This is a genomic window from Gordonia sp. SGD-V-85 (genome assembly GCF_001456905.1).
Classification (GTDB): Bacteria; Actinomycetota; Actinomycetes; order Mycobacteriales; family Mycobacteriaceae; genus Gordonia; species Gordonia hongkongensis.
This window is the reverse complement of the sequence record NZ_LNQO01000015.1, coordinates 76,789-91,843: the sequence shown is the minus strand read 5'-3', so window position 1 is coordinate 91,843 and position 15,055 is coordinate 76,789. Positions and strand designations below refer to the sequence as shown.

Annotated in this window: 12 protein-coding genes and 1 tRNA gene; 4 read left to right on the top strand and 9 right to left on the bottom strand. The window is 69.9% G+C overall.

Going from position 1 to position 15,055, the window contains the following annotated elements; translation table 11 throughout:
- Positions 1 to 257: 257 nt before the first annotated feature.
- From thrB to argS, 5 genes are read right to left on the bottom strand one after another with little or no spacing between them, the layout of a single operon-like run.
- The gene (gene thrB / locus AS181_RS17110) at positions 258 to 1,229 is read right to left on the bottom strand and encodes a homoserine kinase (protein ID WP_058252749.1); all 972 of its coding nucleotides are present in this window, start codon (positions 1,227 to 1,229) and stop codon (positions 258 to 260) included.
- On the bottom strand, positions 1,210 to 2,295 hold the full coding sequence (gene thrC / locus AS181_RS17105; protein ID WP_058252748.1) for a threonine synthase: 1,086 nt from the start codon (positions 2,293 to 2,295) through the stop codon (positions 1,210 to 1,212). The genes thrB and thrC overlap by 20 nt, the downstream gene beginning before the upstream one ends.
- Positions 2,288 to 3,628: a homoserine dehydrogenase gene (locus tag AS181_RS17100; RefSeq protein ID WP_058252747.1), complete on the bottom strand. Its 1,341-nt coding sequence runs from the start codon at positions 3,626 to 3,628 to the stop codon at positions 2,288 to 2,290. Before AS181_RS17100 ends, thrC begins: the two co-directional genes overlap by 8 nt.
- Entirely contained in the window at positions 3,625 to 5,046 is a 1,422-nt protein-coding gene (gene lysA, locus AS181_RS17095) for a diaminopimelate decarboxylase (RefSeq protein WP_058252746.1), read from the bottom strand. The genes AS181_RS17100 and lysA overlap by 4 nt, the downstream gene beginning before the upstream one ends.
- Positions 5,043 to 6,695: an arginine--tRNA ligase gene (gene argS, locus AS181_RS17090; RefSeq protein WP_058252745.1), complete on the bottom strand. Its 1,653-nt coding sequence runs from the start codon at positions 6,693 to 6,695 to the stop codon at positions 5,043 to 5,045. The genes lysA and argS overlap by 4 nt, the downstream gene beginning before the upstream one ends.
- Positions 6,696 to 6,845: 150 nt before the next feature.
- Here argS and AS181_RS17085 point away from each other — a divergent pair, with 150 nt between their 5' ends.
- From AS181_RS17085 to AS181_RS17075, 3 genes are all read left to right on the top strand, one after another.
- Positions 6,846 to 7,664 carry a DUF3105 domain-containing protein gene (locus AS181_RS17085; protein ID WP_058252744.1) on the top strand — a complete coding sequence of 273 codons (819 nt, stop codon included), beginning with the start codon at positions 6,846 to 6,848 and terminating at the stop codon, positions 7,662 to 7,664.
- Between the two features lie 76 nt (positions 7,665 to 7,740).
- Positions 7,741 to 8,634 (top strand): DUF305 domain-containing protein, encoded by an 894-nt coding sequence (locus AS181_RS17080; protein ID WP_058252743.1) that lies wholly within the window; start codon positions 7,741 to 7,743, stop codon positions 8,632 to 8,634.
- Between the two features lie 81 nt (positions 8,635 to 8,715).
- Positions 8,716 to 9,144, top strand: coding sequence for a class I SAM-dependent methyltransferase (locus AS181_RS17075; RefSeq protein WP_058252742.1), 429 nt, complete (start codon positions 8,716 to 8,718; stop codon positions 9,142 to 9,144).
- Between the two features lie 14 nt (positions 9,145 to 9,158).
- On the opposite strand, the gene AS181_RS17070 is transcribed toward AS181_RS17075, so the two are convergent.
- Positions 9,159 to 10,031 carry an alpha/beta hydrolase gene (locus tag AS181_RS17070; protein ID WP_058252771.1) on the bottom strand — a complete coding sequence of 291 codons (873 nt, stop codon included), beginning with the start codon at positions 10,029 to 10,031 and terminating at the stop codon, positions 9,159 to 9,161.
- 157 nt (positions 10,032 to 10,188) lie between these two features.
- On the opposite strand from AS181_RS17070, the gene AS181_RS17065 reads away from it, so the two are divergent.
- The gene (locus AS181_RS17065) at positions 10,189 to 10,557 is read left to right on the top strand and encodes a VOC family protein (protein WP_058252741.1); all 369 of its coding nucleotides are present in this window, start codon (positions 10,189 to 10,191) and stop codon (positions 10,555 to 10,557) included.
- Positions 10,558 to 10,714: 157 nt separating this feature from the next.
- On the opposite strand, the gene AS181_RS17060 is transcribed toward AS181_RS17065, so the two are convergent.
- From AS181_RS17060 to AS181_RS17050, 3 genes are all read right to left on the bottom strand, one after another.
- Positions 10,715 to 10,787 (bottom strand) — tRNA-Arg (locus AS181_RS17060).
- A 55-nt stretch (positions 10,788 to 10,842) separates the two neighbouring features.
- Positions 10,843 to 13,833 (bottom strand): AAA family ATPase, encoded by a 2,991-nt coding sequence (locus tag AS181_RS17055; protein ID WP_058252740.1) that lies wholly within the window; start codon positions 13,831 to 13,833, stop codon positions 10,843 to 10,845.
- On the bottom strand, positions 13,830 to 15,020 hold the full coding sequence (locus tag AS181_RS17050) for an exonuclease SbcCD subunit D (protein WP_058252739.1): 1,191 nt from the start codon (positions 15,018 to 15,020) through the stop codon (positions 13,830 to 13,832). Before AS181_RS17050 ends, AS181_RS17055 begins: the two co-directional genes overlap by 4 nt.
- Positions 15,021 to 15,055 lie beyond the last annotated feature (35 nt).

Here is a 15,055-nt window from a genome sequence, read left to right as displayed (position 1 = left end):
CGCGGTGGACGGTGAGAATGTGTGGTCCGCTGCGAGCGTGCCCGGAAACACCTGCGCTTCGGCACCGTCGACAGAGATCCATGACCCCGGCCCGGATACACAGCCGGTCATCTCCGATCGGTGAAGGATGAGAAGCGGCAGGACAAGCCTGCGCGGCTAGACCAGAATATGGTAACCCCGTTCGCATGATAGGGGCAACACGCCGGAAGCGCCAAATGAATGCGCATTCACTCCGGCGGTCGTGCGGACGACGCCGATCAGCCGACGGTGATCTCGACGCCGCCGGCGACGGCGACCGACCGGGCGTCGAATCCGAGGCCCTGCGCCAGCTGACGGATCTCGGCGGGCACCGGCGCCGTACCGAGCACCAGGACGGTCGGTCCCGCTCCGGACACGGTCGCGGCATGTCCACGCGCACGCAGCGCGCTGACCAGATCGTGCGTCGGCGCCATCGCCGACGCCCGGTACGGCTGGTGCAGCCGATCCTGGGACGCGGCCATGAGGTTGCGCGGATCGGTGGTCAGCGCGACGACGGCGAGGGCCGACCGGCTCAGGTTGAACACGGCGTCGGCGCGCGGGACCGAATCCGGGAGCAGTCCGCGGGTGAACGACGTCGACGACTCGGTGTCGGGCACGAAGACCGTTGCGTAGATGTCGGGGTGCACCGGGAGGCGGTGCGCGTGATACGAGGCGACGCCGTCGGCCGATTCGGTCCACGTGACGACCGCCGAGCCGAGCACGCTCGCGGCCGCGTTGTCGGGGTGGCCCTCGAATTCGCTGGACAGTTGTACCAGTTCGTCGGCCGAGAGCCCCGGACCGAGGCCGGCGGCCGAGATCAGGCCCGACGCGGCGGCGAGACCCGACACCGCGGCGGCGGCGGACGAACCCAGACCCCGCGAATGCGGGATCCGGTTGACGCAGCGCAATGTCAGACCGGGGGCCCGCAGCCCGGCGTGTGCCAGTCCGCGGGTGAGCGCCCGCACCACGAGGTGCGAGTCGTCGCGGGGCACGGCGTCGGCGCCCTCACCCTCGACCTCGAGGGTGACGCCATCCGGGACCGTCTCGACGATCACCTCGTCGTAGATTCCGAGAGCTATTCCGAGACAGTCGAATCCGGGCCCCAGATTGGCACTGGAGGCGGGCACGCGGACCCTCGTCGAGAGCCCTACCGGCACCGTTCCCGCGGCAGCCGCCGCGGACCCGGCCCCGTCAGCCGACACCGAGAGCATTCGCGACCGCCACCGGGTCCACCGGAATGGCCTCGACCGCCGGGATGCCCGCCAGCGCGGTGTCGGGGTCCTTCAGACCGTTGCCGGTGACCGTGCACACCACGGTCGAGCCCCGCTCGATCCAGCCGTCGGCACTCGCGGCGAGCAGACCCGCGACGCTGGCCGCCGACGCCGGCTCGACGAACACGCCCTCCTTGCCGGCGACGAGGCGGTAGGCCTCGAGCAGCTTCTCGTCGGTGGCCGCCAGGAACTGCCCGTTCGACTCGTGCTTCGCGGCGACGGCCTGGTTCCAGCTGGCCGGGGAGCCGATGCGGATGGCGGTGGCGACGGTCTCCGGGTCTTTCACCGGCGCACCGTTCACCAGCGGCGCGGCGCCGGCGGCCTGGACACCGAGCATGCGCGGCACCGACGACGAGACGCCGTCGGCGTGATACTCCTTGTAGCCCTTCCAGTACGCGGTGATGTTGCCCGCGTTGCCGACCGGCAGAGCGTGGACGTCGGGGGCACGGCCCAGCACGTCGACGATCTCGAAGGCGGCGGTCTTCTGACCCTCGATCCGCGCCGGGTTGACCGAGTTCACGAGTTCGATCTCGGTGAACTCGGCGGTCGCCTTGCGCGCGAGTTCGAGACAGTCGTCGAAGTTGCCCTCGACCTGGATGATCTTGGCGCCGTGCATGACCGCCTGAGCGAGCTTGCCCATCGCGATCTTGCCCTGCGGGATCAGGACGGCGCAGGTGATCCCGGCCCGGGTGGCGTATGCGGCGGCTGATGCCGAGGTGTTGCCCGTGGATGCGCACAGGACCGCGGTCTTGCCGTTGTTGACCGCGTTGCTGACGGCCATCGTCATGCCGCGGTCCTTGAACGAACCGGTGGGGTTGAGGCCCTCCACCTTGAGGTAGACCTCGCAGCCGGTCAGCGACGACAGATGCGGCGCACTGATCAGCGGGGTGCCACCCTCGAGCAGCGTGACGACCTTCCAGTCGTCGGCGACGGGCAACCGCGACCGGTAGGCCTCGATGAGGCCCGGCCACGCGCGGTGCACAGGCGTAGAAGTCGCTTCAGTCATCGGTACCTTCCAATCGCAACACACTCGACACCTTGATGACGGCGTCCATGTCTTCAAGCGCCGCAACACAATCCGATTGAGCTCGGTCGGGGGCGCGGTGGGTGACCAGGATCAGGCGGGCGTCGTCGCCCGCACCCTCCTGGCGCACCGCGGCGATGCTGACCGACCGCTTCGAGAACTCCCCCGCGACCTGCGCCAGCACGCCGGGCTTGTCGGCCACCCGCATCGAGACGTAATACCGCGTGAACACGTCGTCGATCGGGGCGACGGGCAGGGAGGCGTAGGTCGACTCGAGCGGTCCGCGCCCGCCGTGCACGCGGTTGCGGGCGGCCATGACCATGTCGCCGAGAACCGCGGATGCCGTCGGTGATCCCCCGGCACCCTGCCCGTAGAACATCAGCCGCCCGGCGTTCTCGGCTTCCACGACGACGGCGTTGAACGCGCCGTTCACGGTCGCCAGCGGGTGGGTCAGCGGAATCAGCGCGGGGTACACGCGCGCCGAGATCCGTTGCGCGCCATTGGCGTCGCGGACGCGCTCGCAGATCGAGAGCAGTTTGATCGTGCAGTCGAACTTCTTGGCCGCGACCAGGTCCGCGGACGTGACCGAGGAGATGCCCTCGCGGTGCACATCGGCCGCCGTGACCCGCGTGTGGAAGGCGATCGAGGCGAGGATCGCCGCCTTGGCCGCGGCGTCGTAGCCCTCGACGTCGGCCGTCGGATCGGCTTCGGCATATCCGAGGCGGCCGGCCTCGGCGAGGGTGTCGGCGTAGTCGGCGCCCGTCTCGTCCATCGCGGAGAGGATGAAGTTGGTGGTGCCGTTGACGATGCCGTTGACCCGCTCGACGGTGTCGCCGGCCAGCGACTGCATCAGCGGACGGATGACCGGGATGGCGCCGGCGACCGCGGCCTCGAAGTAGAGGTCCACCTTGGCATCTGCCGCGGCGGTCGCGAGTTCGCCGGTGTATTCGGCGAGGAGCGCCTTGTTCGCCGTCACCACCGACTTGCCGCTCTCGAGCGCCGACCGGATCAGACCGCGGGCCGGGTCGATGCCGCCCATCAACTCCACGACGATGTCGACGTCGTCGCGCGCGACGAGTGCCGCCGGGTCGTCGGTCAGGAGATCCTGCGCGATCTTGCGGGGACGGCCGAGATCCCGCACCGCGACGCCGCGGATCTCCACGGGAGCCCCGACGCGCGCCCGGAGGTCGTCGGCGTTGTCGGTGATGATGCGCACCACCTCGGCACCGACATTGCCCATGCCGAGCACCGCGACACCGATGGTGCGCGAGTCCGCATCGGTTGCGCCACTTGTGTTCTGCACGGATTCGGTCACAGGCCCACCTCCAGGCTGAGGAAGTCGTCGATGGTCTCCCGGCGCAGCAGTAGCCGGGCGTTCCCGTCGGCCACCGCCACCACGGGCGGTCTCATGGTCATGTTGTATCGGCTCGACATCGAGTAGCAGTAGGCACCGGTCGCCGCCACCGCGATCAGGTCGCCGGGGCCGAGATCCTCCGGCAGCCAACAGTCCTTGATCACGATGTCGCCGCTCTCGCAATGCTTTCCCACGACCCGGCACACCACCGCACGGGCCTCCGACACCCGGGACACGAGCCGCACGTCGTATTCGGCGTCGTAGAGAACGGTGCGGATGTTGTCGCTCATGCCGCCGTCGACGGAGACGTAGCGTCGTACGGCGCCGCCGCCGAGTGCGACGTCCTTCACGGTGCCGACGCGATACAGCGTGATCGTGCCGGGACCGGCGATGGCGCGGCCCGGTTCGACGGCGATGGTCGGCATGGGCAGCCCGAGTGCTGCCGACTCCCGCTCGACGATCGCCGCGAGCGTCTCCGCCACCTTCTGCACCGGCAGCGGACGCTCGTCGGGGAGGTACGAGATCCCCAGTCCGCCACCGAGATCGACGACCGACATCTGCGCGGTCTTCTCGACACCGAACTCGCCGACGACGTCGCGGAGCAGTCCGAGCACCCGGTGGGCGGCCAGCTCGAATCCGTCCATGTCGAAGATCTGCGACCCGATGTGGCTGTGCAGACCCACAAGCCTGAGGTTGTCGGTCGCGAAGACCCGCCGGATGGCTTCCATCGCGATCCCACCGGCGAGCGAGAATCCGAACTTCTGGTCCTCGTGTGCGGTCGAGATGAACTCGTGGGTGTGCGCTTCGACACCGACGGTCACGCGCACCAGCACGTCGGCGACGACACCGCGTTCGCCGGCGATCGCGTCGAGCCGATCGATCTCGATCATCGAGTCGAGGACGACGTGCCCGATTCCGGCATCGACCGCAGCGCGCAGCTCGTCGACGCTCTTGTTGTTGCCGTGCAATGCGATTCGCTCCGGCGGGAAACCGGCGCGCAGTGCGATGGCGAGTTCACCACCGCTGCAGACGTCCAGGGACAGCCCCTCGTCGTCGACCCAGCGCGCGATCTCGGTGCTCAGGAACGCCTTCGACGCATAGTGCACTCGCCCGTACGGGCCGAACGCCGCCATCATGTCCCGGCAGCGCGACCGGAAGTCGGCCTCGTCCACGACGAACGCCGGCGTCCCGAACTCTTCGGCGAGCTGACTCACCGGCACGCCGGCCAACCGCAGCTCGCCCGATTCGTCGCGGGATGCGTTGCGTGGCCACACCTGTGCGGGGATGGCGGCGAGCACGGCCGGGTCGTTCGGACGCTCGGCGAGATGGGGCGCGGCCAGCAGTTCGGCGTGCCGGGGGCCGGCGGGGTGGGCGTTCACATCTGCTCCGGCGCGGTGACGCCGACGAGACCCAGCCCATTGGCCAGGACCTGACGGGTGGCCTCGCACAGGGCGAGCCGGGCCCGGTGGATGTCCGCCGGTTTTTCGTCACCCTGCGGCAGGACACGGCACTTGGCATAGAACCGGTGGTAGGTGCCGGCGAGGACCTCGAGGTAGCGACAGACCCGGTGCGGCTCGCGCAACGTGGCGGCGGTCGCGACGACATCGTCGAAATCGCCGATGGTGCGGATCAATTCGCCCTCGGCGGGATCGTCGAGCAGGTCGAGATGGTCCAGCGACGACACGACCCCGAGGTCAGCGGCGTTGCGGGCCAGTGCGGACATCCGCGCGTGGGCGTACTGCACGTAGTACACCGGGTTGTCGTTGGACTGTTTGGTGAGCAGGTCGAGATCGATGTCGATGTTGACGTCGACCGACGAGCGGATCAGCGAATAGCGCGCGCCGTCGACGCCGACCGCGTCGACGAGGTCGTCGAGCGTGATGACCGTGCCGGCACGCTTGCTCATACGGACCGGCGTGCCGTCGCGCACGAGGTTGACCATCTGGCCGATCAGCACCTCGACGGTGGCCGGGTCGTCGCCGAGCGCCGCCGCCGCGGCCTTGAGCCGGCTGATGTACCCGTGGTGATCGGCGCCGAGCATGTAGATGCAGAGGTTGAAGCCGCGGTTGCGCTTGTCACGGTAGTAGGCGATGTCGCCCGCGATGTAGGCGGCGTTGCCGTCGCTCTTGAGGACCACACGGTCCTTGTCGTCACCGAACTCGGTGGACCGCAGCCACCACGCGCCGTCCTTCTCGTACAGGTTGCCGTTGGCCTTGAGCTCGCCGATGCACTCGTCGACGAGGCCGGTGGCGAACATCTTGTCCTCATGGGTGAAGACGTCGAAGTCGGTGCCGAAGTCGTGGAGGCTCTGCTTGATGTGGGTGAACATCAGGTCCACCCCGACCGAACGGAACGTCTCGAGGCGGTCGGCGTCGGGCTGCGACAGCACCTCGGGGACCGTCTCGACGACCTTCGCGGCGATGTCGGCGATGTAATCGCCCGCGTAGCCGTCCTCCGGGGTCGGGTTGCCCAGTGCCGCGGCCTCCAGCGACCGGGCGAACCGGTCGATCTGGGCACCGTGGTCGTTGAAGTAGTACTCGCGCGTGACCGCACCACCGCGAGCGGCCAGCACGCGGCCGAGCGCGTCGCCGACGGCCGCCCAGCGGGTACCGCCCAGGTGGATCGGCCCGGTCGGATTGGCCGACACGAATTCGAGGTTGATGACCGAGCCGGCGAGTTCGTTTCCGCGGCCGTAGTCCGCACCCCGGGCCAGCACCGCCGCGACGACGGTGTTCTGCGCGGCGGCCCCGAGCCAGAGGTTCACGAACCCGGGACCGGCGATCTCGGCCTTCGCGACACCCTCGGCCGCGGCGAACGCCTCCGCGAGCCAGCCGGCGAGTTCCCGCGGGTTCACGCCGAGCCGCTTGCCCATCTGCAGGGCGACGTTGGTGGAATAGTCGCCGTGGTCAGCGTGACGGGGGCGCTCGACGACGATGGAGTCGGGCACCAGGTTCTCGTCCAGTCCGCGGTCGCGGACCACGGTCAGGGTCACGTCGCGCAGCAGCGCGGCCAGGTCGGCGGGAGTCACAGGACACCATCCTATTGGCCGCGGCCACTACACCGACAATCGCACCCTGCTCCACCCATCGGGCCCACCAGTACACTCGTGTGCGCCGAGCGCGGGCCGGGTCTCCCGCGGGTCCGCTCGGCCACCGCAGTCGGATGAGGAAAGAAGTCAATGGCGCGCAAACCAGGGGCCAACGTCCCCAAGTCCCGCAAGCGAGCAGGATCCGTTCCCTCGGCGACGGGACGTCAGGTCGACTGGATGCTGATCGGCGCCGTCGTGGTGGTCATCGGCCTCATCGCCGGACTCGCGATCTACCTCGTCCCCAAGTTCAACGAGCGGCGGGCCGAACAGAAGGACGACTTCGCCGTGGAAACGGTGTCCGAGTTCGTGCCCTCACCGCAGAATCCCGATCCGTCGGCGAACATCCCGGGTGTCACGAAGCGCTACTACGAGGCCGCGCGGCACGTCACCGCGACCCAGCGTGTCGCCTACGACCAGTCGCCTCCGTTCGGCGGACCGCACGACGAGATCTGGGCGACCTGCACCGGCGTCGTCTACCCGAACCCGCTGCGGTCGGAGAACGCCGTCCACGCCCTCGAACACGGCGCGGTCTGGATCACCTACAACCCGGACACGATCTCACCGGAGGACCTCGACTACCTCAAGCAGCTCGTCCGCGGTGAGCAGTACCTGTTCCTCTCGCCCTACCCCGGACTCGACCAGCCGGTGTCGCTGCAGAGCTGGGGACACCAGCTCAAGCTCGAATCCGCCCGCGATCCGCGCGTCAACCAGTTCATCACCGCGCTACGCCGCAACATGATGCCCGGGGTCTACCCGGAGAACCCGCAGACCGCCGCGTACCCCGAGACCCAGGCCACCTGTACCGCCATCCCCGGGTTCGATCCGTCGAACCCCCCGCCGGCCGACGAGGGTGAGCCCGGCCCCGACGCCGTCCCGATGGATGGCGGCAACCAGCAGCCCGCGGGCTGACGCGGGTTCCCACCCGACCAGCAGACCAGGTAACGGACCGGGCCGCACGCCCCGACGAGATCGGCGAGGACCAGCGATGACCGACAACAGCGACCGGCCCGAATCGCGGGACGGGACAACGACTCCCGAGGGTCCGGACGACACGGCCGAGCCGTCGTCGCGCCCACGGATCCTGCTCGCCCTGGGCGGCGCCGCACTCCTCCTGTTCGGTCTCGGCCTGGGACTGCTGATCCAGGCGAGCCTCGCCGACGACTCCACCGGCGACGATTCCCCGGCTGCGAACTCGGCGGCCGTCGGCTTTGCGCAGGACATGACCCGCCACCACGAGCAGGGTGTGGAACTGGCCGCCATCGAACTCGAACACGGCACCGACCCCGAGGTGCGGAGCATGGCGTTCGACATCCTCACCGCCCAGAGCAATGAGATCGGCCAGATGCAGTCGTGGCTGACGCGGTGGGGTCAGCCCGTCACCAACCCCGGCGCGACCATGGCGTGGATGGGCCACGGCGGTTCCGAGACTAACGGGCACGACCACTCCGATCCCGCGGATCACACAGCCGGCGGTCACGATCACGGCCACGGTGGCGACGGCAGTTCGGACCACGGGGACATGGACCACGGAGACATGGACCACGGGGACATGTCCGCACCCGCCTCCGGCGCACCAGCGGCGGGTGCCGCGGAATCCGACGCCGAACAGCCGCCGATGCCCGGGATGGCGACGTCGGCGGAGATGCAACAGTTCCGTGCGATGCGGGGTCCCGAGGTCGACATCCGGTTCCTCCAGCTGATGCTGCGTCACCACGAGGGCGGTCTGCACATGATGGAGTACGCCGCCGACCCGGCGAACGTCGAGCAGGCCTATGTCCGCGACCTGGCGTCGAGCATGAAACGGACCCAGGACAAGGAGATCGCCATCATCACCCAGATGCTGGCCCTGCGTGGCGCACAACCACTTCCGCTGAACTGAGCGCCCCGCACGGCGGGCACGCCGGTGAGGTGAGCAAGTTCGGTCGGGCCACGCGGCTCTCCAAACGGCGATGATGGCGGCATGCTCTCACCACGCCTCGCTGCCGCGGTCGCCGCGTTGCCACTGGCCCCTGGTCTGCGAGTCCTCGAGATCGGCTGCGGGCCCGGGCCGGCAGCACGCGAGGTGGCGCAGCGGGTGGGACCCGACGGCTTCGTACTCGGCATCGATCGGTCGCCTCAGGCCGTGAACGCCGCCCGCCGGGCCGCGATCGCCGGCGGCTTCGGTCCGGACCGACTCGACTTCGACTGCAGCGCCATCGAGGACTTCGATCTCGGCACGCGCATCCCGTTCGACGTGGCGTTCGCTCTGCGCGTCGGCGCACTCGACGGGCGACACCCCGATCTCTACGACGCGGCCGTGGGGGCCGTGGCCCGGGCGCTGCGTCCGGGCGGAGTGCTGCTTGTCGACGGCGGTGATCCGTTGCGGCGCATCGAGTTGCCAATGGGTTGAGGTGACCGGTCGGCTCAGTCGTGCGCGAGAGCGCGTCTGACGGCCTCACACTGACGGCCGAAGAAATCCTGCGCGATCGACGTTCGGGGCGCGACGATGTCGAAACCGTGAAAAGCGCCGGGCACCACGTCCACCTGGCAGTCGACCCCTGCCGCGCGCAGCCGCTCGGCGTAGTCGCGGTCTTCGGTGGCGAACAGGTCCAGGGTGCCGACCCCGATCCACGCGGCCGGCAATCCCGCGAGGTCGGTACGCCGCGCCGGGACGGCCTCCTGTGTGTCCGCACCACCGAGATAACTGGACCACCCGAAGGCGTTGGCCGAGGCGTTCCAGAGGCGGTGGTGCGGATCGGGCTCGCGCGTGCGGTCGTCGAGCATCGGGTAGGTCAACAGCTGCAATCGCAACCCCACCCCTTCATCGCGTGCGCGAAAGGCAAGTGCCGCAGCGAGTCCCCCACCGGCGCTGTTGCCGCCGATCGCGATGCGGGTCGTGTCGATGTCCGGCTGGCCGGTCATCCACCGCAGCGCGTCGAAACAGTCCTCGATGGCCGCCGGGTACGGATGTTCCGGGGCCAGGCGGTAGTCCACGGAGACCACCTCGATGCCGACACGTTCGGCCATCGCCCGCGCCCAGCGATCGTCCTGGGCGGCACTGCCCGTGATGTAACCGCCCCCATGGATCCACAGCAGCGCGGGCAGGCGACCTGAGGAGTGCGCCGGACGGAACACCCGAACCTCGACGCCGCTGGGTGTCGTCGCGGTGGTGACCGGCGCCCGTCCGTTGCGTACCCGGTAGAGCCGACGGACGACGGGGAGCGTGCGCCGGGACACGAGTTGTGCGGGCGCGATCAGCGCCACCCGGCGCAGGTCGGGCGCAAAGTCGTTCCGGATTCTCCAGCGGTTCAGCACAGGTGGAGACTATTCGCCCGATGTCACCCACGCGCGGGATTGTCGCGATTTGCTCACGACTGTGGCATGCTGCTGCCCAGCGTCGCGTGCCGGTGGCGGACCGCGTCCGGCATGGAGGCGCCAGGACGAAAGTTTCGTCATGCCAGTCAGTTTCAATCACATCATCATCGGTGCGCACGATCCGCAGGAATCCGCCGACTTCTACCTCGACGTACTCGGGGCTCGGCCCGCCCCCGGCTGGGGCCCGTTCGTCAACATCCTCCTCGACGACGACACGCTGCTGCAGCTCGCACCGGCGCCGGTCGCCGAGCCCATCCACATGGCGTTCCTGATGGACGACATCGAGTTCGACCGCGGTTACGACGCACTTCGTCGTAGGGGCGTCGACCACTGGGCCGATCCGCAGATGCGTCGCCCGAACGAGATCTCGACCGAGGAGGGCCGGCGGGTGTACTTCAAGGACCCGTCGGGCCAGTTGCTCGAAATGCTCACCGAGCCGTACGTGTGACGCCAACGCAAGAACGCCACACGAGGACCTCTGCGCCGGTTGTCACCGGCACTTCTGATCGCGAGTGGCGCTTCTGCGGCAATGGTGCGCCCGCGCGAATCTCTTTCCAACTACACAGTGGGCGCACACCAGGCGGAGGCTGGCATGGATGTCACAGTGCCCCCGATAGGATTCGAACCTATGGCCTTCTGCTCCGGAGGCAGACGCTCTATCCCCTGAGCTACGGGGGCTCATCGGGCGGGACTCAGCCTAGCGCACCGATCCGTCGACATCCCAATCGGCAGCTCAGGACACGCCGAGCGGGCTCTGCACTCGGACCGACGACCCGTGCTCGCCGCGGAGGACGTGCAGCTGGGCAGGGATTCGGGCCCGGAGTTCGTCAACGTGACTCACCACGCCGACGACACGCCCGCCGGCCCGCAAGTCATCCAGGACCCCCATGACGAGGTCGAGCGCCTCGGGATCGAGGGTGCCGAATCCCTCGTCGATGAAGATGGTGTCGAGCACGCGGCCGCCCGACTCCGCGGAGACGACATCGGCGAGTCCGAGTGCGAGGGCAAGCGATGCGAAGAAGGTCTCGCCGCCGGACAGCGTCGTCGTCGGGCGGAGCGCGCCGGTGTACTCGTCGCGGACCTCGATACCGAGGCCGCCACGCCGGCCCCGCACACCCGCGGCGTCGGTGTGGACGAACTCATAACGCCCCGAGGACATCTCGCGGAGACGCCCCGACGCGGCGACGAGGACCTCGTCGAGACGCGCGGCCAGCACGTAGGACCGCAGCGACATCCGGCGCGCGTTCTGTCCGCGCCCGCTGACCAATTCGGCGAGTCCCTGGAGTTCGGCGTGGCGTGCCTGCAGAGGCGCCAGGGCGTCGATGGCCTCCCAGAAGTGGGTGACGTACTCCTGGAGGTCGGCCGCCTGCCGGCCGGCCACGGCGTGTTCCTTCGCGGCGGTGTCCAGGCGGCGGCGGGCGGCATCACGGTCTGCGGTGAGCTGTTCGACATCCGGCTCCGGAGCCGACATCGCGGCGCGCACATCCTCGTCGGCGAGGGTCTCCTCGGCAGCGGCGCGCAGACTGGCGGCCTCCTGCAGCAACGTGTCCCACGCCGCGATCTGCTTGTCCGGGGCGAATGCCGCTCGGACGGCGGCGACATCGTCGAACCCGGCGTCGGCACACGCCGCGGACAATCGATCGGTCGCCTCGGCGACCCGGTCCCGCGCTCGCGCAGCTTCTTGCCGGGCGTTCCGGTGACGACGTGTGCGACGGACCAGCTCGGCGAGTTCACGGCGCCGCTCGGCGACCCCGCCGCGTCCGCCGGTTGCCTCCCGGACGGCCTCATCGAGCTCGGTGAGGTTCTGCCGCAACGCGGTCACCCGCTCGCGACGGGCGGACTGGGCCGACTCGTCGTCGGCGAGGGTGGTGCGCCACCCATCGACCTCGGCGTCGATCCGATCGACCGCCGTCTGCAGCGCGGGTAGTCGCGACGCGGCACGTTCCGCGGCAGCCAGTTCGGCGCCCACCCGGGCGAGGTCGGCGTCGACGGCGTCGGAACGAGCACCACCGATCACGGCGTCGAGATGCGTACGGCGTTCGACGAGAGCCGCCACCGCGGATTGCGCGATGGCCTTGATCGCGCTCGCCCGCTCCTCGGCGGCCGCTGCCGCGTCTTCGTAGGCTGTGACCTCGGACGCCGGGGCGTCGCCGTCGTCGGTGGCCGGTCGAGGGTGCGTCTCTGAACCACACACGACGCAGGGTTCACCCTCGACGAGCCCGCCCGCCAGTTCCACTGCCATCCCGGCGAGGCGACGCTCGCGGGCGTCGAGCACGCGCTCCCGCGCAGCGGCATTGGCGTCGCGGGCGTCGAGCAACTCCTTCTCCGCGGTCGCGAGCCGGACCAGCACCTCGTCCCGGTCGGTGAGTGCGTCGCGTACGCGGCGGAGTGCGTCGCGCTCGGCCCGGAGTTTCGGGCCCTGCATCCGCAACTCCCCCGCTTCCGCCAGTGCGGCGACGGCCTCGGCGCGACGGCCCGGCGCGGCGTCGAGCAGGGTCCGGGTCTGGGCAGTGCGGCGGTCCGCCTCGACGATGGCCGAGTCCAGGGTCTGGATCTCGGCGACCAGAGCCGGCCGCTGCGCGACGCGTTCGGCGAGGGGCTCCCACCGCCCCGACTCCTCGGTCCAGCGGTCGATCGCCGCATCCAGGCGTGCGTCGAGATCCTCGTCTGACCCGCCGGCGCACAGCGACTCACCCTCCGGCAGCGCGCACAGCTCTGCGTGCGCACGCGTAACGGCCTGCTCGGCGACCGTGAGTTCGCGGGTGACACGGTCGGCGTCGTCGGCGAGCGGCACGATGGGCGCCGCCTGCAGGGCCTGCCGACGAGCCTGCGCCGCCGCGCTCAGAGCGGCTTCGCCGTCCGCGAGCCGTGCGAGTCGCTCGGTGGCCGCACGCCCCCGGCGACGCAGCTCGGCGAGCCGGCTCCCGCTCTCGTACGCGGCCTGCGTCTGGTCGGCCGCGGCCTGCGCCGCACCTGACTCGAGGCGCGTGCGCTCCGCGGCGGTGCGCGCACGCTCGAGACATTCCTGCGCCCAGTCGAAGTCGGGTTCGGCGGTCGGTTCGACCCCGCCCACCGCCACGATCTGACCGGCGACCCGCTCGAGCACGGCGGTCTGTTCGGTCAGCTTCGCCGCGCTCTCCCGCGCCCGGTCACGCAACCACTCCTCGAGGTCACCGAACCGCTCAGTGTCGAACAACCGCTCCAGCAACGCTTCCCGCTCATCGGAGTGCGCGCGCAGGAATCGGGCGAAGTCGCCCTGCGGCAGCAGGACCACCTGGAAGAACTGATCGGCACTCATCCCGAGCAGCCGGACCACGGCGTCGCCGATCTCGGGGATGCGGGTCAGGTCGGGCCCGGATCCGTCGACCCACACGAGAGTCGCCCGGGCATTCACCTTGCGGGTGCCGTCGCCGCGCTTCTTGGGTCGTTCGTGCTCGGGCGACCGCGTGATCCGGAGTCGGCGGGACGCGATCGTCGCCTCGAGTTCGACCTCCGGGACATCCTCGGCCGCAGCGTGATCCGAGAGCAGGCGCCGGTTGGTGTCGCGCACGCCCGGTACCCGGCCGAACAGCGCGAAGGCGACCGCGTCGAGGACCGTGGTCTTGCCGGCGCCGGTCTGGCCGTGCAGCAGGAACAGTCCGTCACCGCCGAGGTCGTCGAAGTCGACCGTGATCTCGTCGGCGAACGGACCGAAGGCCCGGACGCGCAGACGGTGCAGCCTCATGCGGACTCCGCGACGATCGCCTCGATGTCGAACAGGGTCAGTTCGGCCGCGTCGGACTCGGGTTCACCGACCACGGCGCGGAGTGCGCGTTCGAGGAGCACCCGCTCCCCCTTGGTCGGCTCGTCGCGCACGTCGGAGATGAACGACGCGATGATCTCGGCGTCGGTCCGGCCGCGCACGCGGGAACGGTAGTCGACGCCGGAGCCGGAATGCGGCCGCTCCCACTGCACATGGACCGCGAACGGGAACCGCTCGCGCAGCCGACGCATCGCGTCAGTCGGGCGGACCGGGTCGGTCAGCGTCACCTCGACGTAGTGGTCCTGCGCCGCGGCGTACCGTTCGTCGGTCAGCAGGTCGCCGAGAACGCCGGTGAGAGAGCTCAGTTCGCGGACGACGGGCAGCTCGTGTGCGCGGACCTCGGCGACGCCGTCGGCGTCGAGCTCCACCACCAGCGCCGCCTTCCGGTGGGTTCGCTCACCGAAGGAGTACGGCAGCAGCGAACCGCTGTACCGGACCGTGTCGGTGACACGTTGCGGCGAGTGCAGATGCCCGAGGGCGACGTAGTCGGCGCCCGAGAACGTCTCGGCGGGAACCGTTTCCACCCCGCCGACACTGATCGAGCGCTCCGAACCGGAGGCCGCGGCCCCGCTGACGAAGGCGTGGGCGACGACCACGGACCGAACCCGGCGCGCAGCCAGATCGGTGCGGACGCGAGTCATGGCGGCGTCGAGGACAGCGGTGTGCCCGCCGATCGACTCGACGCCGAGGTGGCGTCGCGCGGTGTCGGGTTCGAGATAGGGAATGCCGTAGAACGCGACGTCTCCGTGGGCGTCCGACAGGATGACCGGACGGTCGATGTCGGCGATCGAGGTCCGCAGATGCAGGCCACCGGCGGCGGCGAATCCCGACCCCGCACCGAGGCGAGTGGGCGAGTCGTGATTGCCCGAGGTGACGACGATCTGTGCTCCCGCAGCGGCGATCTCGGCCAGGCCCTCGTCGTACACGCGGACCGCGTCGGCGGACGGGACGGACCGGTCGTACACGTCACCGGCGACGATGACGGCGTCGGCCGACTCCGCGTCGACCAGTGCGGCCAGATGCGACAGTGCGCGACGCTGGTCGGCGAGCAGCTCGACCCCGTGGAACGTCCGGCCCAGGTGCCAGTCGGAGGTGTGCACGATCCGCATGGGCGCAACCTTACGGTCGGGTGCCGACAGATCGT